General features: G+C 71.7%; 19 protein-coding genes. 8 read left to right on the top strand and 11 right to left on the bottom strand.

The genetic code is table 11. The features are described 5' to 3' along the window. The first annotated feature begins 89 nt into the window (after positions 1-89). Entirely contained in the window at positions 90-569 is a 480-nt protein-coding gene (locus tag DEJ04_RS00100; protein ID WP_071404493.1) for a MarR family winged helix-turn-helix transcriptional regulator, read from the top strand. Here the strand turns inward: DEJ04_RS00100 and DEJ04_RS00105 are convergent. The 7 genes from DEJ04_RS00105 to DEJ04_RS00135 form a co-directional block, all read right to left on the bottom strand. Beyond that, positions 566-1,273, bottom strand: a complete 708-nt coding sequence (locus DEJ04_RS00105; RefSeq protein WP_111045605.1) for a zf-HC2 domain-containing protein — start codon at positions 1,271-1,273, stop codon at positions 566-568. The genes DEJ04_RS00100 and DEJ04_RS00105 overlap by 4 nt on opposite strands. Continuing rightward, positions 1,270-1,785: a sigma-70 family RNA polymerase sigma factor gene (locus tag DEJ04_RS00110; protein ID WP_071404491.1), complete on the bottom strand. Its 516-nt coding sequence runs from the start codon at positions 1,783-1,785 to the stop codon at positions 1,270-1,272. The genes DEJ04_RS00105 and DEJ04_RS00110 overlap by 4 nt, the downstream gene beginning before the upstream one ends. Continuing rightward, positions 1,782-2,471 (bottom strand): YceI family protein, encoded by a 690-nt coding sequence (locus tag DEJ04_RS00115; RefSeq protein WP_071404490.1) that lies wholly within the window; start codon positions 2,469-2,471, stop codon positions 1,782-1,784. The genes DEJ04_RS00110 and DEJ04_RS00115 overlap by 4 nt, the downstream gene beginning before the upstream one ends. A gap of 42 nt (positions 2,472-2,513) precedes the next feature. Beyond that, entirely contained in the window at positions 2,514-3,590 is a 1,077-nt protein-coding gene (locus tag DEJ04_RS00120; protein WP_111045606.1) for a TerC family protein, read from the bottom strand. Between the two features lie 119 nt (positions 3,591-3,709). Continuing rightward, on the bottom strand, positions 3,710-4,237 hold the full coding sequence (locus DEJ04_RS00125; RefSeq protein WP_111045607.1) for an AAA family ATPase: 528 nt from the start codon (positions 4,235-4,237) through the stop codon (positions 3,710-3,712). 66 nt (positions 4,238-4,303) lie between these two features. Then, on the bottom strand, positions 4,304-5,668 hold the full coding sequence (locus DEJ04_RS00130) for a hypothetical protein (RefSeq protein ID WP_111045608.1): 1,365 nt from the start codon (positions 5,666-5,668) through the stop codon (positions 4,304-4,306). Positions 5,669-5,720: 52 nt separating this feature from the next. Then, the gene (locus DEJ04_RS00135) at positions 5,721-6,053 is read right to left on the bottom strand and encodes a hypothetical protein (RefSeq protein ID WP_111028745.1); all 333 of its coding nucleotides are present in this window, start codon (positions 6,051-6,053) and stop codon (positions 5,721-5,723) included. A 72-nt stretch (positions 6,054-6,125) separates the two neighbouring features. Between DEJ04_RS00135 and DEJ04_RS00140 the strand changes: the two genes are divergently transcribed. Continuing rightward, complete coding sequence (locus DEJ04_RS00140; protein ID WP_111045610.1) at positions 6,126-6,983, top strand: NAD-dependent epimerase/dehydratase family protein; 858 nt, start codon at positions 6,126-6,128, stop codon at positions 6,981-6,983. A gap of 105 nt (positions 6,984-7,088) precedes the next feature. On the opposite strand, the gene DEJ04_RS00145 is transcribed toward DEJ04_RS00140, so the two are convergent. Further along, positions 7,089-8,054, bottom strand: a complete 966-nt coding sequence (locus DEJ04_RS00145) for a DNA-3-methyladenine glycosylase (protein ID WP_111045611.1) — start codon at positions 8,052-8,054, stop codon at positions 7,089-7,091. 73 nt (positions 8,055-8,127) lie between these two features. Here DEJ04_RS00145 and DEJ04_RS00150 point away from each other — a divergent pair, with 73 nt between their 5' ends. The 6 genes from DEJ04_RS00150 to DEJ04_RS00175 all read left to right on the top strand — a co-directional run bounded on the left by DEJ04_RS00150 (position 8,128) and on the right by DEJ04_RS00175 (position 14,486). Beyond that, positions 8,128-9,156, top strand: a complete 1,029-nt coding sequence (locus tag DEJ04_RS00150) for a 6-phosphofructokinase (protein WP_111028748.1) — start codon at positions 8,128-8,130, stop codon at positions 9,154-9,156. Between the two features lie 724 nt (positions 9,157-9,880). Further along, entirely contained in the window at positions 9,881-10,858 is a 978-nt protein-coding gene (locus tag DEJ04_RS00155) for an acryloyl-CoA reductase (protein WP_111045612.1), read from the top strand. A 92-nt stretch (positions 10,859-10,950) separates the two neighbouring features. Then, positions 10,951-11,619 (top strand): GntR family transcriptional regulator, encoded by a 669-nt coding sequence (locus DEJ04_RS00160; RefSeq protein ID WP_111028750.1) that lies wholly within the window; start codon positions 10,951-10,953, stop codon positions 11,617-11,619. A 3-nt stretch (positions 11,620-11,622) separates the two neighbouring features. Next, on the top strand, positions 11,623-12,939 hold the full coding sequence (locus tag DEJ04_RS00165) for a hypothetical protein (RefSeq protein WP_111045613.1): 1,317 nt from the start codon (positions 11,623-11,625) through the stop codon (positions 12,937-12,939). Next, positions 12,936-13,733, top strand: coding sequence for an ABC transporter ATP-binding protein (locus DEJ04_RS00170; protein WP_111045614.1), 798 nt, complete (start codon positions 12,936-12,938; stop codon positions 13,731-13,733). Before DEJ04_RS00165 ends, DEJ04_RS00170 begins: the two co-directional genes overlap by 4 nt. A 99-nt stretch (positions 13,734-13,832) precedes the next feature. Next, complete coding sequence (locus tag DEJ04_RS00175; protein WP_111045615.1) at positions 13,833-14,486, top strand: hypothetical protein; 654 nt, start codon at positions 13,833-13,835, stop codon at positions 14,484-14,486. Positions 14,487-14,534: 48 nt separating this feature from the next. Here DEJ04_RS00175 and hemL read toward each other — a convergent pair whose 3' ends face one another. From hemL to DEJ04_RS00190, 3 genes are read right to left on the bottom strand one after another with little or no spacing between them, the layout of a single operon-like run. Then, a complete protein-coding gene (gene hemL / locus DEJ04_RS00180) occupies positions 14,535-15,866 on the bottom strand; it encodes a glutamate-1-semialdehyde 2,1-aminomutase (RefSeq protein WP_111045616.1) in 1,332 nt (443 codons plus the stop codon). Next, entirely contained in the window at positions 15,863-16,918 is a 1,056-nt protein-coding gene (hemB, locus tag DEJ04_RS00185; RefSeq protein WP_258371260.1) for a porphobilinogen synthase, read from the bottom strand. Before hemB ends, hemL begins: the two co-directional genes overlap by 4 nt. Further along, positions 16,915-17,496 carry a uroporphyrinogen-III synthase gene (locus DEJ04_RS00190; RefSeq protein WP_258371261.1) on the bottom strand — a complete coding sequence of 194 codons (582 nt, stop codon included), beginning with the start codon at positions 17,494-17,496 and terminating at the stop codon, positions 16,915-16,917. Before DEJ04_RS00190 ends, hemB begins: the two co-directional genes overlap by 4 nt. Positions 17,497-17,745: the final 249 nt, after the last annotated feature.

Here is a 17,745-nt window from a genome sequence, read left to right on the forward strand (position 1 = left end):
CACGCCGTACGTCGGCCAGGAGTCATCCGAGCGGATGAAAGGGCTCGCGGCGCGGTCCGATGGTCCGCCCGGTGGATACGCTGGTCGGCATGTCGACGGAGGGCAACGGTGGCCACGACTGGGCCACCTGGGACGCGTACCACGACGCCTGGCGACGACTCGACCGGGCGCTCGACCGGGCCGTTCAGGCGGGCGCCGGCATCTCCGTCCCCGAGTTCGAGATCCTGATCGGCCTGCACCGCGACCCCGACCACCGTCTGCGCGTCCGGGACATCGCCGCGGGGATCGGCTGGGAGAAGTCGCGCGTCAGCCACCAGGTCACGCGGATGGTCTCCCGCGGCCTGGTCGAGCGGGCGGACTGCCCGAGCGACGCCCGCGGCAGCTGGGTGGTGATGACCGCTGACGGCCGTCGCGCGGTGCTCGCCGGCATCCGCGCGCACACCGGTGCGCTCGAAGACCTGTTCTGGAGGCCCGTGGGGACCGACGCCGAGACGCTGCGGTCCGTCAGCGCGCGCGTCCAGGACGCCATCGGCCCCGACGACGCCTCGGACGAGGCCGACGTCGGCTAGAGCGTGACGACGGCGAGCGCGCCGCGCTCACCGCGCAGCCGGACCTGCACGCTCTTGATCTCGTCCCGCGGGATGTCCGTCGACGCCGAGAGTCCGCGCGCATCGGCACCGGCAGCCGTCCACGAGCCCACGGTCTGCGTCGTGCCGTCGGTCCGGACGACCACCAGGTCGTAGAGGATCGACCCGTCCGGCGACCACTCCTTGCCACCGTACGAGCACCCCCAGTCGAAGCGGGTGCCCCACTGCTCGCCGCTGATGGCGAGCTGGACGTCGAGTCCCTGCACGCCGGTCATGTCGTAGCGGTCGGCGGTGGCGGCTGCCGTCGGAGCGGCACCGGCCTGCACCGTGGTGCGCTCCCCCGCGGCACCGACCGCGAGCCCGCCCAGGACGGCGGCGACCACCGCGAGCCCCGCTGTTGCGGCGACCCAGACCCGGCGACGGCGGCGACGGTGTCGGACGCGGTGCGCGACGGAGGCGAGGTCGCTCTCGGAACGGGTGTCGGGCCTCCCGTCCGGTTCTGCGATCTCGATCGCCTGGTCGGCCGGCAGCTTGCCGAGCAGCCCCGGCAGACCGACCAGCTCCGCGACTGCGGCCGCACAGCGGTCGCAGTTCTCGAGATGCCGTTCGTACTCCAGCCGCTCGCTCGCCGGGAGCGACCCGAGGACGTACGCCGCATCCCACTCCGCGTACTTGTCGTCGCTCATCGGGTCACTCCTCGTTCCTGCAGTGCGAGCCGCAGGGCTCGCAGCCCGTAGTGCAGCCGCGACTTCGCGGTGCCCTCCGGGATGTCGTGTCGTCGTGCGATCTCCGGCACCGTGTGCCCGAGCCAGTACGCGTCCACCACCACGCGACGGTGGTCCGGGCTCAGCGACGCGAGTGCGTCGGCGACCACGATCCGGTCCAGCACGGCGTCCGTGCTGTCCGACTCGATCCGTTCGACCTGGTGCTCGGTGCCGTGCTCACGGCGGTTGCGGGCCGACCGTGCGTCGTCGACCACCAGGTTGCGCGCCACCGTGAAGAGCCACGCCCGCGCGCTGTCGGGTGCCCGTTCGAGCACGGCCGGACGCTGCCAGGCGCGGACCATCGTCTCCTGCACGACGTCCTCGACCGTCGAGCCGTCCCGCGTGAGGTGCCGGACGTACCGCGTGAGCGCGTCACCGTGCTCGCGGTACAGCGTCGCGAGCAGCTCGTCCGCGGAACGACTCGTCACGGTCACTTCCCGAGGTCGAGGGAGAACTCGACGGAGCCCTTCCCGTCCACGGTGACGAAGCCGAGCGACGGGGCCTTCACGCCGTAGTCGGCGAAGGTGATCGGCACGGTGCCGGCGACCTGGACGGTCCCGCCCTTGCCGACCGCGACCTGGGCGTCGGCCGTGACCGGCTTCTCGACGCCGTGCAGGTCCATCGTGCCGGTCAGGGTGACGTCCTGCGTGGAGCCGTCGAGCGCCTTCGTGACGTCGACGGGCTTCGTCAGCTCGAACGTCGCCGTGGGGTACTTGTCGGTCTGCAGCGCGGTGGAACGGAAGTACTCGTCGCGGGCGGCTTCCGGGGTGCTGATCTTGCCGACCTGCACGGTGACGGACGCCTTGGTGAGGGAGCCGCCGTCGACGACGGCGGTGCCCTTGACGTCCTTCGTGCGACCGACCACGTTCACATCATTCCCCTGCAGGACCTCGTGCACCCGGTACCCGGCGTACGAGCTGCTCTTGCTGGTCCAGGTGCCGTCGGCGTCCTTCGCGTCGAGGGTGCCGGACGAGGACGCCGACAGCGAGGGTGCTGCGGCGGCCTGGCCGTTGACGGTGTTCGCGTAGATGACCGGGCCGGCGATGACGGCTGCTGCCGCCACGACGACGACGCCGGCGGAGATCCCGATGATGACCTTGGTTCGTTTGCGGAGTGCCATACCCAGACGACGAGGCAGCCGGGCGGATCGTTCAAACGGGTTTCAGTCGGAGGTGCGGGCGCGGTCCTGATCGGCGCGGTCCTGGTCGGATCGGTCGTCGTCCGCCGCTGTGTCGTCCGCGGTGTCCGTCACGGCGCCGTCGTCGGTCGCGGGGGTCTCCCCGCGCATCCGCACGAGGCTCGCCAGCGTCGACACGGCCATCGCGGCGACGATCACCAGCAGGGACACCCACGTGTTGATCTCCGGCGCCCACTCGATGTGGTGGCCGCCGTTCAGGAACGGCAGCTCGTTGTCGTGCAGCGCGTGCAGGACGAGCTTCACGCCGATGAAGGCCAGGATCACGGCGATGCCGTACTTCAGGTAGACCAGACGCTCGAGCAGTCCGCCCAGCAGGAAGTAGAGCTGGCGCAGGCCCATCAGCGCGAAGACGTTCGCGGTGAACACGATGAAGGGGCTCTCGGTGATGCCGAAGATCGCCGGGATCGAGTCGAGCGCGAACAACAGGTCCGTGGTGCCGATCGCGATGAGCACGATGAGCAGCGGCGTGAAGTGCCGGACACCGTCGTGGTGGGTGCGGAACTTCATGCCGTCGTACGTGTCGGTGAGACGGACCCGGCGGCGGAGCAGCCGGACGATGAAGGTGTCCTTCTGGTCGTCCTCGTCCTCGCCGCGGAGCTGCTGGATCGCCGTCCAGATCAACCAGGCGCCGAAGATGTAGAAGATCCACGAGAAGTTCTCGATGAGCTGCGCGCCGACCAGGATGAAGATCCCGCGGAGCACGAGCGCGATGATGATGCCGAGCAGCAGCACCTCCTGCTGGATCTTCTTCGGCACCGAGAAGCGCGCCATGATGATGACGAACACGAACAGGTTGTCGATGCTCAGGCTGTACTCGGTCAGCCAGCCCGCCAGGAACTGCCCGGCGGAGTCGCCACCGGCGAAGACCAGCATGAGCACCGCGAAGACCAGTGCCAGCCCGACGTAGACGCCTACCCAGATGCCGGATTCGCGCAGCGTCGGCACGTGCGGGCGACGCGCGACGATGAGCAGGTCGGCGAGCAGGATCGCGACCAGGGCGATCATCGAGCCGACTTCGAACACGACGGGGAGCTCGGGCATGCGGAGCCTTCCTTGCTGGTGGTGGGGCGGGCAGCTTCGTGAGCGACCCGCACCAGTCTCCGGCATGATCCGGGCGGTGGCGAACCCCGGGGCTGCGTGCGGCGGACAGGCTCGTGCTGTCAGCGCGCTGACGTCACCGCGTTCGCGACGGCCCGGGCGACCTCGGTGGCGGGGACCTCGGTCGCGTCGATGACCTCTGCCTCGGCGTGCAGCCAGCCGCGCGCCGCCTCGGCGTAGGCGTCGACGTACGCGAACCGGAACGTGGACGGGCCCACGATCGGGTCGTTCTGGATCCGGTCGCGGAGCGTCGACTCGTCGACGTGCAGCACGAAGTGCCGGACCGGGATGCCGTGGTCCGCGAGCCCCGCGGCGATCTCCCGCCAGTACGCCTCGACCAGGACCGTCATCGGCATGATGAGCGGCCCGCCCACGTAGTCGTGCACCCGGCGAGCGGTCTCGACCACGAGCGGCCGCCACGGGTCCCAGTGCTGGAAGTTGTCGCTCTCCGGCAGCCCCGGCCTGACGTCCATCAACACCTCGCCGACCTTCTCGGCATCGAGGATCCGCGAGCCGGGCAGCAGCGGCTGGAGCAGTCGGCTCGTCGTGGTCTTGCCCGCCCCGTGGGTTCCGTTCAACCAGACGATCACACCAGGACCCTAGCCGCCGACCACCCCGAGGGGCGGTCGGCGGCTGGTTGTCGATCGACCGAACGGTCAGCGACCGCTGAGGTCGTACGGGGCCACCGTCGAGTCGACCGTCGTCAGGTACCCACCCCCGGCGAGCGCCGTGGGCAGCGTGATGGTGCGGAGCACGGAGGGCTTCGCACCGGTGGTGTCGATCTGGGTGATCTTCCCCTCGTCGCCCCGCGTCACGAACACGCTGCGGCCGTCCTCGGTCGCCGCGGTGAACCGCACCGACGCCCCGGTGGCCGGCTGTCCGGCGACGGGCCCCTTGCGGAGCGGCGTGAGCGCGACCGAGGTCGTCGGGCCGGAGTAGACACCGTCGGCCTGCTTCCGCACCAGGACGAGCGAGTCCCCGGTGCCCGACGTCAGCGCGACGGCGGCGAACCGGGCGGTGACGGCTACCCGGGTGAAGGACCCGGTGCCGAGCTCGACGCTGCTGATCCCGCTGGACGCCGTCGACGAGGTGGTCAGGTACGCGGGGACGGCGTTCCACGGGGTACCGGCAGCCGTGCTACCGGCCTGGGTGCCGACCACGGTCGTCCCGTCCGGCGCCATGCGGGGGCGGTAGCTCTGCACGCTCGGCTTCGGGTAGGCGACTGACCGGGAGCCCGTGAAGCCGGTCCGCGTCACCCGCACGGTCTGCACGCCGGCGGCGAGGTCGGAACCGATCACCGTCCCGGTGGCGTTGACGATCGGGCCGTGCGGGTACGCGCCGAGGGGCGTGGTCGCGACGGGGCGCGGGTGCGTCGCACCGCGCATGATCGCGGAGACGGAGTAGGCGTCGAGGCGTCCGCCCGCGGTGACGACCAGGCGCAGGGGGCTGCCGACCAGGAACGTCTCGACCTCTTCGGTGCCGCGCTTGCCCGTCGTGGCGAGCTGCACCGCCGAGGTGTCGATCCGGGCGGTGCGCTCCGTCTTCCGCCGCAGGTCGATGACCGTGACCCGCTGTCGCTCGGAGCCGTCGAAGTCGGAGCCGACCGCCAGGTGCCGGCGTGCGGTGTCGGTCGACAGCCAGCCGGCACGCTCCCAGCGCTTGTCGGCGTTGGGGAACGCGTAGTGCTGGGCGATGTGCGCCGTGCCGCGGGGGCCGATGGCGAGGACGTCGAGCTGCGGCTTCGACTCGTCCATGAACGCGATCTGCCCGTGGCCGAGCTGCACGGAGCCCGCGTGGGTGCCGAACTCGATCCCGCTCAGGGTGGCGGTGCGCCGACCGGTCACGGCGTCGTTGACGTACACGCGCTTCGCCGTCGGGTCAGCCGTGACGAGCCAGCTGTGGTGGGCGGTCCGCGTCACGGCGGGTGCAGCCGACGCGGGGACGGCGATCGCGGTGGCGACGAGGGGGACGAGCCCCGCGAGGACGAGGGCGGGGAGGAGACGTGGAGGTCGAGCGGACATGGGGCTCCTGGGGTGCAGTGTCGGATGACGGTCGTCTAGACGATAACCGTTCTCATCTAGACGAGACGCTCCAGAACTGTACGAAGACGCTCAGCATCCCGACGAAGGGGATGGCACCCACGGCCACCGACAGGGCAGCGAAGCAGATCGCCGGCGTCCTGGCCTCGAGTCCGCGGAGCCGCACCGCCGCGACGAGCGCGCCGACCGCGAACGGGAACGTCACGAGGACGGCGTACAGCGGCCACGACAACGGCGCCCACGACTCCGCGCTCTCCCCCTCGGCTCCGACGGAGACGATCGAGCCCGCGACGACGAGCACGATCTCGACGACCGGGGGCAGGGCGATCGCCACGTCACGCACCACCCGTCGCCGCTGCCGCCCCATGCGCCGACCCTAGTGATCTGCGATGTGCGTGCTTCCCCGCCTACCACCAACCGGCCGTGCCAAGGTCGAGCCGTGCAGAACTCCACGACAGTCGTCATCGCCGGATGCGGCGACCTCGGGACCGAAGCCGGCCTGCGCTTCGCCGACCAGGGCCACCGCGTGATCGGACTTCGCCGCCGCGCCGAGCTGGTCCCCGCACCGATCACCGGCCGGAGCGTCGACCTGCGCCACGAGGTCCCCGAGATCCCGGCCGACACGAGCGTCGTCGTCGTGGCCTTCGCCGCGGGCAGCCGCGACGTCGACGAGTACCGCGCCACCTACGTCGACGGCCTGCGCAACGTGCTCGACGGCATCGACGCCTCGGACGCCGACCCACGGGTGCTCGTCGTGTCCTCGACCGCCGTGTACGACGTCTCGGACGGCAGCGAAGTCACCGAGGAAACTCCGGCGCGCGGTGCGACCCCGACCGCCGAGGTCCTGGTCGAGGCCGAGGTCCTGCTGCGCGAGCGCGCTCCCGGCGCCGTGCTGGTCCGGCTGTCGGGCGTCTACGGTCCGGGCCGCGAGCGACTGATCGACCAGGTCCGGTCCGGTGCCGCACGGCTGGCACCGGGGACCTCACCGCACACGAACCGCATCCACCGCGACGACGCCGCCGCCGCACTCGTGCACCTGGCGGCGCTGCCGGACCCGGCACCGCTCTACCTGGGGACGGACGACGAGCCGAGCCGGCTGGACGACGTGCTGCGGTTCCTGGCCGACGAACTCGACGTCGCCGAGCCGTCGACGGGTGACGGTGACGCGCGGCAGGCCGGCGGCGACAAGCGCCTGTCGAACGCGCTCCTCCGGTCGACGGGATGGGCACCCCAGTACCCGACGTTCCGCGAGGGGTACCGCGCCGTGCTGGCGGGCGCGGGCACACGCCACCCCTGACGCCCCGCGAGACACCGGTGTTCGCACTCCGAACACCCACGTGCCGGTGTGCAATGCGCGAACACCGGTGTTTTGCGGACCCACACACCCGCCCGACAGACGCGCTCAGTGCCCCCGGTGGTCCTGGATCGTGATCCGCGGCCCGAACGACGGCTTCCGGAAGCCGGAGCCACCGATCAACCGCACGACCCGCTCCCGGTGCCCGCGCCAGGGTTCGAGCAGCTCGAGCATCCCGTCGTCGTCGACCGGGGCACCGGTGAGCGCCCACCCGACGAGCGCCGGCACGTGGAAGTCCCCCACGCTCGGTGAGTCCGGGTCGCCGTGGGAACGCTGGGCGGTCTCGGCGGCGGTCCACCGCCCGACCCCGGGGATCGACTGCAGCTTCGTGGAGACGACCTCGCCGCCGCGCCCGTGCGCCAGGGTCCGTTCGAGTGCCGGCGCGAGCTTCACGACGCGCATGACGGTGGCCGAGCGCCCCGGTTCGATGCCCGCCCGGTGCCACTCCCAGCTCGGGATCCGCGCCCACGTCGGAGCGTCCGGCGGCACCATCATGCCCGCGGGTGCCGGACCGGGCGCCGGGGTGCCGTGCCGACGGAGCAGATACCGCCACGCTCCCCACGCCTGGCGCGAGGTCACCTTCTGCTCCATGATCGCCGGCACGAGCATCGCGACGACGGTGTTCGTGCGGAGCAGCCGGAGCCCGGGCTGCCGGTGTCGTGCCGCGGCGAGGAACTCGTTGCCGGAGACGTCGAACGACGACCAGTCGTCGCCGCGTCCGAGCAGATCGGGGGCGTGCTCGACCGCCCACGACGCACCGCTGCCCCACGCCGACACCGCGATGGTGTCGCCGGCCCGCCGGATCGCCACGGAAGCGGGACCGGAGGGCGTGCGCAGCGCGAGCCACACGACGCCGCCGACCACCTGGAAGGCCGGGTCGCCGGAGCCGCGCTGCAGGGGCCGCAGGGTCGACGCGACGTCCACCGCGCCTCCAGGCCGGTACACCGTGTCGACGCGAGACGCGTCACCGGACGCACCAGCGGCGTCGACGGCGGCGGAAGCGAGCAGGGACACACGGGGATGGTAATGCGGAACCACCGTCAGTCATGATGGGCACTGATCCCCACCACCCGACGACGGAGTTCCCATGCGCATCGGCATCCTCACCTCCGGAGGCGACTGCCCCGGCCTGAACGCGGTCATCCGCGCGATCGTCCTGAAGGGCATCGCCATCTACGGACACGACTTCGTCGGCTTCCGCGACGGGTGGCGCGGGGTGGTCGACGGCGACATCGTCCCGCTCGGCCGCAAGGACATCCAGGGCATCGCGAAGCAGGGCGGCACGATCCTCGGCACCAGCCGCACGAACCCGTTCGAAGGCCCCAACGGCGGGTTCGAGAACATCTCCGCGACCCTGCAGCGGCACGGGATCGACGCGATCGTGGCGATCGGCGGCGAGGGCACGCTGGCCGCTGCGAAGCGCCTGACCGACGCCGGCCTGAAGATCGTGGGCGTGCCGAAGACGGTCGACAACGACCTGGGCGCGACCGACTACACGTTCGGCTTCGACACCGCCGTCGCCATCGCGACCGAGGCCATGGACCGCCTGCGCACCACGGGCGAGTCGCACTCGCGCTGCATGGTCGCCGAGGTGATGGGCCGGCACGTGGGCTGGATCGCGCTGCACTCCGGCATGGCCGCAGGCGCGCACGCGATCCTCATCCCCGAGCAGAAGACGAGCATGGAACAGATCGCGAAGTGGGTGCGGGCCGCCTACGACCGCGGTCGCGCACCACTCGTGGTCGTGGCCGAGGGCTTCGTCCCCGACCACGAGGACACGGCGCACACGGAGCGCGGGCTCGACGCCTTCGGGCGCCCGCGGCTGGGTGGCATCGGCGAGCGCCTCGCGCCGCTCATCGAGGAGATGACGGGCATCGAGACGCGTGCCACGACCCTGGGGCACATCCAGCGCGGTGGCACGCCGACCGCGTACGACCGGGTGCTGTCGACCCGGCTCGGGCTGGCGGCGATCGACTCGGTCGTCGAGGAGCGTTGGGGCCGGATGGTGGCGCTGCGGGGCACCGAGATCGAGCACGTCTCGTTCGAGGAGGCGCTCGGGGAGCTCAAGACGGTGCCGCAGGCGCGGTTCGACGAGGCCGCCATCATGTTCGGCTGAGTGGGCTGTGCGGCTGGGGCGGCGGGGCTGTTTCGGGCGTACCTGGTCGGATCGGGCGTACCTCGTCGGTTCTTCTGCCCCGGTACGCCCGAATCCACCAGGCATCGCGCGCGTTCTGGGAAAGAACGGGCACGCCGACGAGCCCGCCGAGTCTGCGTCGGGTCAGATCGGGCGTACCTGGTCAGAACGGGCGTACCTGGTCGGTTCTTCTGCCCCGGTACGCCCGAATTCACCAGGCATCGCGCGCGTTCTGGGAAAGAACGGACACGCCGCCGAGCACGCCGACTCTGCGTCGGGTTAGATCGGGCGTACCTGGTCAGAACGGGCGTACCTGGTCAGATCGGGCGTACCTCGTCGGTTGTTCTGACCCAGTACGCCCGAATCCACCCGGCATCGCGCGCGCTCTGGGAAAGAACGGGCACGCCGAGGCGCCCGCCGAGTCTGCGCAGGGTCAGATCGGGCGTACCGGGTCGAATCGGGCGTACCTCGTCGGTTCTTCTGACCCAGTACGCCCGAATCCACCAGCCATCGCGCGCGTTCCGGGAAAGAACGGGCACGCCGACGAGCCCGCCGAGTCTGCGTCGGGTCAGATCGGGCGTACCTGGTCAGATCGGGCGTACCTGGTCGGTTGTTCTGCCCCGGTACGCCCGAATCCACCAGGCATCGCGCGCGTTCTGGGAAAGAACGGACCGAAGGCCGGGAGGCCCGGGGTAGCGTCCGGCGCATGACCCGCGCCGTCCTCGTGTCCAGTGCAGCCCCGCCCACCGTCACCGACGTCGACCTGCCGGATCCGGCCGAGGGCGAGGCCCTCGTCGACGTCACGTACTCGAGCGTCAACTACAAGGACGGCCTGGCCCTCGCGCGGAACCCCGGTGTCGCCCGGCTCGACCCACTGGTGCCGGGGATCGACGTCGTCGGCACGGTGTCGGGGCTCGGACCGGGCGTGCACGAGGTCGCGATCGGTGACCGTGTGGTGCTGAACGGCGCCGGCCTGGGTGAGACCCGGCACGGGGGCTGGGCAACGCAGGCCGTGGTGCCGTCGGGGTCGCTCGTCGTGCTGCCCGAGGCGATCGACGACTCGTTCGCGGCGGCCATCGGCACCGCGGGGTTCACGGCGATGCTCAGTGTGCTGGCGTTGGAGCGCTTCGTCGCGCCGGACGACGGGCCGGTGCTCGTGACCGGGGCATCCGGCGGGGTCGGCACCGTGGCGATCGCACTCCTCGCGGCCCGCGGGTACCGGGTCACGGCGTCGACCGGTCGCGCGGCCAACACGGACTCGCTCCGCCGACTCGGGGCCACCGAGGTGGTCGACCGCGGCACCCTGTCCGAGCTGGGCAAGCCGATGCAGCGTGCCGCCTGGGCCGGAGCGGTGGACAGCGTCGGCGGGGCCACGCTGGCGAACGTGCTGGCATCGACCCAGTGGGGTGGTGCCGTGACGGCGTGCGGGCTGGCGCAGGACTCCGCACTGCCGACGACCGTGCTGCCGTTCATCCTGCGGTCGGTGTCGCTGCTCGGGATCAACTCCGTCGACGCCCCGCTCGAGCTCCGTCGTCGGGCGTGGGACCGCCTGGCGACCGACCTCGACGCGGCGCTCCTGGCGGACGTCACCCGCACGGTGACGCCCGAGCAGGCCATCGCGGTGGGGGCCGAGGTCGTCGCGGGACGGGTGCACGGACGAACGGTCGTCGCCGTCACGGGCTGATCCGGCGTGCTTTCCGGGCGATTCATTTAGCAAACGTTTGCATATTGGCACGCTAGGATTTCGAGTGTCGATTTCGTCCTCGAGGAGATGACATGCCGGTCCCCAAGTCCACCGTGGAGAGCTCTCCCCGGAAGCTCCTGCGCGACGTCGTGTACGACAAGATGCTCGCGGCCCTCCGCGACGGCACACTGCAGCACGGCGAGCGCCTGAACGACGACGAGCTGGTCCAGTGGCTGGGTGTGAGTCGCACCCCGATCCGCGAGGCGATCGCGAAGCTCGTCGACATCGGCCTGGTCGAGATGGAGGCGAACCGGTACACCCGCGTCGCCACCCCGACCTTCGAGGACTGGGTCACCGCGACCCGCGCGACCGCCGGGTTCTTCGAGCTCAGCCTGCGCTGGGGTGTCCCCGAGTACAGCGACGAGGACGTCGAAGCCCTCACCGTTCTGCTCGACAAGGCCGACCGCATGCGCAAGGTGCGGGACTACGGCTTCAGCGGCGCCCTCAACGAGATCATCGAGTTCGCGGTCGAGCACTCCGGCAACCCCCTGGTGCAGAACGCCGCGGTCGGTGCCATGGAGCGGGTCCGCTTCACGCTCAACCCCACGCCGGCGTTCGAGCAGTACGGGTCCGAGGCGTTCTTCTCGATCCTGCGCGAAGCACTCACCGAGCGCGACGGCGAAGGCGCTGCCGAGGCCGGCCGCGCCCTCACTCGCAACTTCGAACAGCACATCGAGGCGGTCCGCGCCGACCGCGGCTGACCCGTGGTCGCCGGCGAGTGGGGTGACCCGTGGGCGTCGGTGAACGACGACGCCTACGCTGCCCTGCTCGCCCACGTCCGATCCGGTCCAGGGGACACCGTCGTGGTCGATGTCGACCACCTCGCAGCCACACAGGGGGCACCCCGGGCGCGACTGCGCGCGGCTGCAGCCCGACTGCATGACCTCGGACTGTTCACGCTCCGCAGCGACGGGTCCTGGGAGTACGACGGACTCTCCGACCAGGACATCGCGGACGGGTACGACCTCTGGGTCGCCCTGCTCGGTCCGGCGATGCGGGCGACGGTGCCGGTGCTGTCGGACGACCTCGTGCGGCGTCTGGACACCGCCGTCGCCCTCACACGGTCGCTCGCGGCGCTCCGGCAACCCGAGTACCGCGCGGCGTTCGCGACCACGGCCCAGTTCTGGTTCGAGCACTGCCCGAACGGCCTCGTCCGATCGTTGGGCGTCCAGGCGTTCGAACGGCTCCGGTGGGCGAGGTTCCCGAACCAACCCTGGACCGTCCCGCAGCTCGACGCCTGGCTGGCCGCGGTCGAACGTGTCGCCGAAGACCGCGGGCCCGACGCCGTGGACACGGCCATCGACGAGCTGTCCGCACTCTTCGAGGTGCAACGCCGCAACGCCGGGATCCCGCGGCCCTCCGGCCTCGCCGTGTCCACCTCCCGGCACCGTCGGTCGACGACGGAGCGGTCGCTCCTGCGGGACATCCGCACCGGTGCACTCCCCGTCGGCTCGACGCACGCGTTCCCGAGCCTGGTCGCGCGGACCGGCTCGCCTCCGGCCGAGGTCACCGACGCCTTGAGGAGCCTCGCCGACCTCGCCCTGGTCGAGGACGACCACGGGCTGGTGCGGATCGCCGAGCCGTCGCTCACCGCCTGGCGGGACGCGATGGAGCTGCTCGCGGGACTGTTCACGGCAGCTGCTCGCCGACTGCTCCCGGCGCTCGACGGTGACGCGCTCGAGGAGTTCCACGACCTCGTCGAGCGTGCCCGCACCGACGGTGAGGTCCGTGACCACCGCTACACGGACAGCGCCTTCGCCGTGAGCCGGTTCTTCGCCGAGCACTCGGGCAACCGGTGGGAACGAGGCGCCCTTCGCCTCGCGATCGGCCGGCTCGTGTACGCGCTGCCCGAGGCCCCCGCGTTCCGGCAGTGGGACGCCGGAGCGCTCTGGTCCGCCCTCGACGCAGCTGCGGGCAGCGGCGAACCGGTGGCCGCCCGGACGGCCGCCGACCTCTTCGTCGACGTCACACGGGCGCACGTGGACGACGTCACGGCGCGGTGGGGCACGATGGGGTCATGACCGACGCGCGCGACGACGTCCTGATCCACGCCACCGGGGTCCGCGTCACGCGCTCCGGCCGCGACCTGCTGCACGACGTCGACCTGACCGTCCGGCGCGGGGAGCACTGGGCGCTGCTCGGACCGAACGGCGCCGGCAAGTCCACGCTGCTGGCCGTCCTCGGCGCGACCGGACACCCCACCGCGGGCACGGTCGAGGTCCTCGGCCGCCGCCTCGGACGCGTCGACGTCCGCGAACTCCGGGAGCACATCGGCCACGTCGACCCCCGCCACCGGATGCTGTCGCCGCTCACGGTGCTCGAGACGGTGCTCACCGGACTGACCGGCACGACGGACCTCATGATGCGGTGGGAGCCTTCGGCCGAGCAGGTCGCGCTGGCCGAGCAGCACATCGCCGACGTCGGGCTCACCGCACGACGCGACGCCCGCTGGCCCGTGCTGTCGCAGGGTGAGCGAGGACGCGCCCTCATCGCCCGTGCCCTGATGTCCGAACCCCAGCTGCTGCTGCTCGACGAGCCGGCGACCGGGTTGGACGTCGCCGCACGGGAGCACCTGCTCGAGACCGTCGACGCGCTGCGGCACCGGCACCCCGAGCTGGGCAGCGTCATGGTGACCCACCACCTGGAGGACCTGCCGGCCTCGACATCGCACGCGATGCTGCTCCGCGACGGTGCCGTCGTGGCCCAGGGAACCTCGGACGAGGTCATCACGTCGTCGGCGGTGTCGCACGCGTTCGACTTCCCGCTCGCGATCCTGCGGTCGGAAGGGCGCTGGGCGGCACGCCGATCCGCCTGACGCGTGCTTGAATGGCCGTTCAGTGTCCGCGGCCCGTGTCGGGGAGGGACCCGGCACCGCACCACGGTGTCACGCCGCGGACCGTCACCAGGGGGAACCATGACGAACACGCCGCCGCCCTACCCGGGGTCCGAGCCGCAGCCGAACGACGGGCAGCCGAACGCCGGCCAGCCGAACGGCCAGCAGTACCCGCAGCAGCCCGCCGGTCAGCCCCAGCAGCAGCCCGCCGGCCAGCCATACGCGCAGCAGCCGCAGCAGCCCGCCGGCCAGCCGTACGCCCAGGCAGCCCCCGCCGGAGCCGCTCCGTACGCACCCCCGCCCAAGTCGTCGTCTTCCCGGGGCAAGCGCGTCCTGATCTCGGTGCTCGGCGTCGTGGTCGCCGTGGTGGTGGCGTTCCTCGTCCGCCAGGGCCTCAACGCGGCCTTCAGCGATTCCACGGAAGAGAAGGTCTCGAAGGCCGTCGAGCAGATCCGCGAGCAGAGCGACCTGCCGAAGCAGGTCGACTCCGTCACGACGTGGACCGGTATCGAGGCCGAGGGCGCCGCGATCCACTACGACTACACGGTGTCGTCGAACGTCGATCCGGCCTCGATCACCGAGGGGGCCATCCGCGACGCCGTCGGGCCGAACCTCTGCTCGAACAGCGAGACGAAGAAGCTCCTCGACGAGGACGTCGACATGCGGTACACCTACAAGTTTGAGGGCTCGTCGAAGACCGTCGACACGACCTTCACGAAGGCCGACTGCTCCTGAGCCCCGACGCCCGTCACGCGGGCGCGGCGGCAGCAGCCTCCGCGACCGTCACACGGTCGCGGCGGCAGCAGCCTTCGCGGCCGCGGGCAGGGCGTCGAGGATCCGTCCGACCGCGCGGTCGTCGTGTGCGGCCGTGACGAACCACGCCTCGAAGACGCTCGGCGGCAGGGTCACCCCGGCGTCGAGCATCGCGTGGAAGAACGGGGCGTAGCGGAACACGTCCTGCGCCCGCACGTCGTCGTAGTTCCGCGGTGCCTGCTCGGTGAACGCGAACGAGAACAGGTTGCCGGCGCGCTGCACGGTGTGGGCGACGCCCTCGGCCGACAGGGCCTCCGACGTGGCCGCGGAGATGACGGCAGCGGTGCGGTTGAGCGACTCGTACACGGACGGCATCGCGGCCCGCAGCGTGGCGATGCCGGCGGCGACGGCCAACGGGTTCCCCGACAGCGTGCCCGCCTGGTACACCGGCCCGAGCGGGGCGAGGAAGTCCATGACCTCGCGCCGACCGCCGAGTGCGGCGAGGGGCATGCCACCGCCGATGACCTTGCCGAACGTGATGAGGTCGGGCTTCCACCCGGCGCCGTCCGGCACGACCTTGGACGCCTCGAGTCCCCACCAGCCGGCAGCGCCGACGCGGAACCCGGTCAGGACCTCGTCGACGATGAGCAGTGCCCCGTGCGACCGGGTGATCTGCGCCAGTGCACGGTTGAAGCCGCGCTCCGGTGCCAGGACGCCCATGTTCGCGGCGGCGGACTCGACGATCACGGCGGCGATGCGCTCGGAGTGCTCGTCGAAGGCCCGGCGGACGGCGTCGAGGTCGTTGTACGGCAGCACGAGGGTCTGCGCGGCGGTCTCGGCGGTGATGCCCGCACTGCCCGGCAGGGCCAGGGTCGCGACGCCCGAGCCGGCCTCGGCCAGCAGGGAGTCCGAGTGCCCGTGGTAGTGCCCGGCGAACTTCACGAGCAGGTCGCGACCGGTGTAGCCACGGGCCAGCCGGATCGCGGTCATCGTGGCCTCGGTGCCGGTCGACACCATGCGGAGCTTCTCGATGGGGCCGTCGCCGTCCACCGACACCCGCTGCTTCACGAGTTCGGCCAGCTCGGTCTCCCCCGGGGTCGACGCCCCGAACGACAGTCCGCGAGCGGCGGCCTGCTGCACGGCCTCGACCGTGCCGGGGTGGGCGTGCCCGAGGATCGCGGGACCCCACGACGCGACGAGGTCGACGTACTCGCGACCCTCGGCGTCGGTGACGTAGGCGCCCTTGGCGGACACCAGGAACCGCGGGGTGCCGCCGACCGACCCGTAGGCGCGGACCGGGGAGTTCACGCCACCCGGGATCGCGTTCTTGGCACGGCCGAAGAGCTGGTCGTTCGTGGTCATTCGGGGGCCTTCCCGGTCGAGGCGATGCCGGCGACGTCCGCGGTGCTGCCCGAGGTGCGGAGGCCCGCTTCCTCGTTGAGCTTCCGCGCGATGTCGACGGCGAAGTAGGTCAGGATCGCGTCGGCACCGGCGCGCTTGATGCCGACGAGCGACTCCATCGCGGCGGCGTCGCGGTCGATCCACCCGTTCTGCGCTGCTGCGGTGATCATCGCGTACTCGCCGGAGATCTGGTACGCCCAGACCGGCACAGGTGAGGTCGCAGCGGTCTCGGCGAGCACGTCGAGGTAGCTCATCGCCGGCTTCACCATCACGATGTCGGCGCCCTCGTCGACGTCGAGCTCGACCTCGCGGAGCCCCTGCCGACCGTTCGCGGCGTCGATCTGGTACGTCCGGCGGTCGCCGACGAGTGACGACGACACGGCCTCGCGGAAGGGACCGTAGAACGCCGAGGCGTACTTGGCGGCGTAGGCGAGCAGCGCGGTGCCGCTGTGCCCGGCGCCGTCGAGGGCGTCACGTGCGGCGGCGATCTGGCCGTCCATCATGCCGCTCATGCAGACCAGCTCGGCACCGGCTTCGGCCTGTGCGACCGCCATGTCGCGGTAGCGCAGCAGGGTGGCGTCGTTGTCGACGGAGCCGTCGGCGGCGAGCACACCGCAGTGCCCGTGGTCGGTGAACTCGTCGAGGCACAGGTCGGACTGCACCACGAGGGCATCCCCCACCTCCTGCCGAGCGACGCGGATCGCCACGTTGAGGATCCCGTCCGGGTCGGTCGCACCGGAGCCGGTGGCGTCCTTCGTGGTCGGCACGCCGAACAGGTTCACGCCACCCACACCGACCGACGCGGCGTCGACGAGCGCGCGGCGGAACGAGTCGAGGGAGTGCTGCTGCACGCCCGGCATGCTCGAGATGTCCACGGCGTCGGTCGCGCCTTCGCGGATGAACATCGGCAGCACGAGCTCGGCGGGGTGGAGCCGGGTCTCGGCCACGAGTCGTCGCATCGCGGGGGTGGCGCGCAGCCGACGGGGGCGGACCTGGGGGAAGCGTCCAGTCACGGGTGACCTTCCTGGTGGGGGGTGGTTGGGTTCAGTGCCTCGACGACGGCGTCGAGCAGGGCTTCTGCGGACCGGGTGCGTCCGACGGCGTGCACGGGGAGTCCGGCCGCACGGGCGTCGGTCGCGGTCCCGGGGCCGATGCAGGCCACGATGGTGCGGGGGTCGAGCGGGGTCATCCGGCGGGCGATCTCGCGGGCGACGCTGCCGCTCGTCACGAGCACCGCAGCGGGCGCCGTCTCGAGGGTGATCGGCTCGTCGCCGGTCCCCACGGTACGGTACGCGACCACGTCGTCCACGTCGATGCCGCGGGCACGGAGGCCGTCGACGAGCGTGGGTGCCGCGATCTCGGAGCGGGGGAAGAGCACGGTGCCGTCGGTGTCCGGCAACTCCTGCACCAGGCCGGCTGCGGACGTCTCGTCCGGCACCAGGTCGACGACCCAGCCCGCAGCGCGCGCGGCACGGGCGGTCGGCTCGCCGACCGCGGCGACGCGCACCCCGGCCGGGAGGCCCGCCACGCGTTCCGACAGGACCGTCACGGCCGTCGCACTGGTCACCACGACCCACACGTAACCAGCCACAGGGGTTCTGTCACCGACAGAATTCGGCGATCCGTTCCTCCCGGCCGCCCCGGAGGTGACCAGGCGGCGGACCGCAGCATCGAGCGCGGAGGGGTCGGACGGCGGAGCGTCCGTGATGAGGGGGACGACGACGGGCGCGAGCCCTCGGGCCCTGGCCTCGGCGGCGACCCGGTCCCCCCACGCACCGCCACGCGGGACGAGGACGACCGGGGGTCGCGCCTCGTCCGTCGCGGTGGTGGAGGATTCCGT

This window comes from Curtobacterium sp. MCLR17_044 (assembly GCF_003234435.1).
GTDB classification, from domain to species: domain Bacteria; phylum Actinomycetota; class Actinomycetes; order Actinomycetales; family Microbacteriaceae; genus Curtobacterium; species Curtobacterium flaccumfaciens.

Excerpts from the sequence above, each read along its gene's own strand:
- DEJ04_RS00115 (WP_071404490.1), bottom strand. The coding sequence starts at position 2,471 with ATGGCACTCCGCAAACGAACCAAGGTCATCATCGGGATCTCCGCCGGC.
- DEJ04_RS00120 (WP_111045606.1), bottom strand. The coding sequence starts at position 3,590 with ATGCCCGAGCTCCCCGTCGTGTTCGAAGTCGGCTCGATGATCGCCCTG.
- DEJ04_RS00105 (WP_111045605.1), bottom strand. The coding sequence starts at position 1,273 with ATGAGCGACGACAAGTACGCGGAGTGGGATGCGGCGTACGTCCTCGGG.
- hemL (WP_111045616.1), bottom strand. The coding sequence starts at position 15,866 with ATGACCACGAACGACCAGCTCTTCGGCCGTGCCAAGAACGCGATCCCG.
- DEJ04_RS00170 (WP_111045614.1), top strand. The coding sequence starts at position 12,936 with ATGACCGACGCGCGCGACGACGTCCTGATCCACGCCACCGGGGTCCGC.
- DEJ04_RS00160 (WP_111028750.1), top strand. The coding sequence starts at position 10,951 with ATGCCGGTCCCCAAGTCCACCGTGGAGAGCTCTCCCCGGAAGCTCCTG.
- DEJ04_RS00150 (WP_111028748.1), top strand. The coding sequence starts at position 8,128 with ATGCGCATCGGCATCCTCACCTCCGGAGGCGACTGCCCCGGCCTGAAC.
- DEJ04_RS00135 (WP_111028745.1), bottom strand. The coding sequence starts at position 6,053 with ATGGGGCGGCAGCGGCGACGGGTGGTGCGTGACGTGGCGATCGCCCTG.
- DEJ04_RS00130 (WP_111045608.1), bottom strand. The coding sequence starts at position 5,668 with ATGTCCGCTCGACCTCCACGTCTCCTCCCCGCCCTCGTCCTCGCGGGG.
- DEJ04_RS00175 (WP_111045615.1), top strand. The coding sequence starts at position 13,833 with ATGACGAACACGCCGCCGCCCTACCCGGGGTCCGAGCCGCAGCCGAAC.
- DEJ04_RS00155 (WP_111045612.1), top strand. The coding sequence starts at position 9,881 with ATGACCCGCGCCGTCCTCGTGTCCAGTGCAGCCCCGCCCACCGTCACC.
- DEJ04_RS00100 (WP_071404493.1), top strand. The coding sequence starts at position 90 with ATGTCGACGGAGGGCAACGGTGGCCACGACTGGGCCACCTGGGACGCG.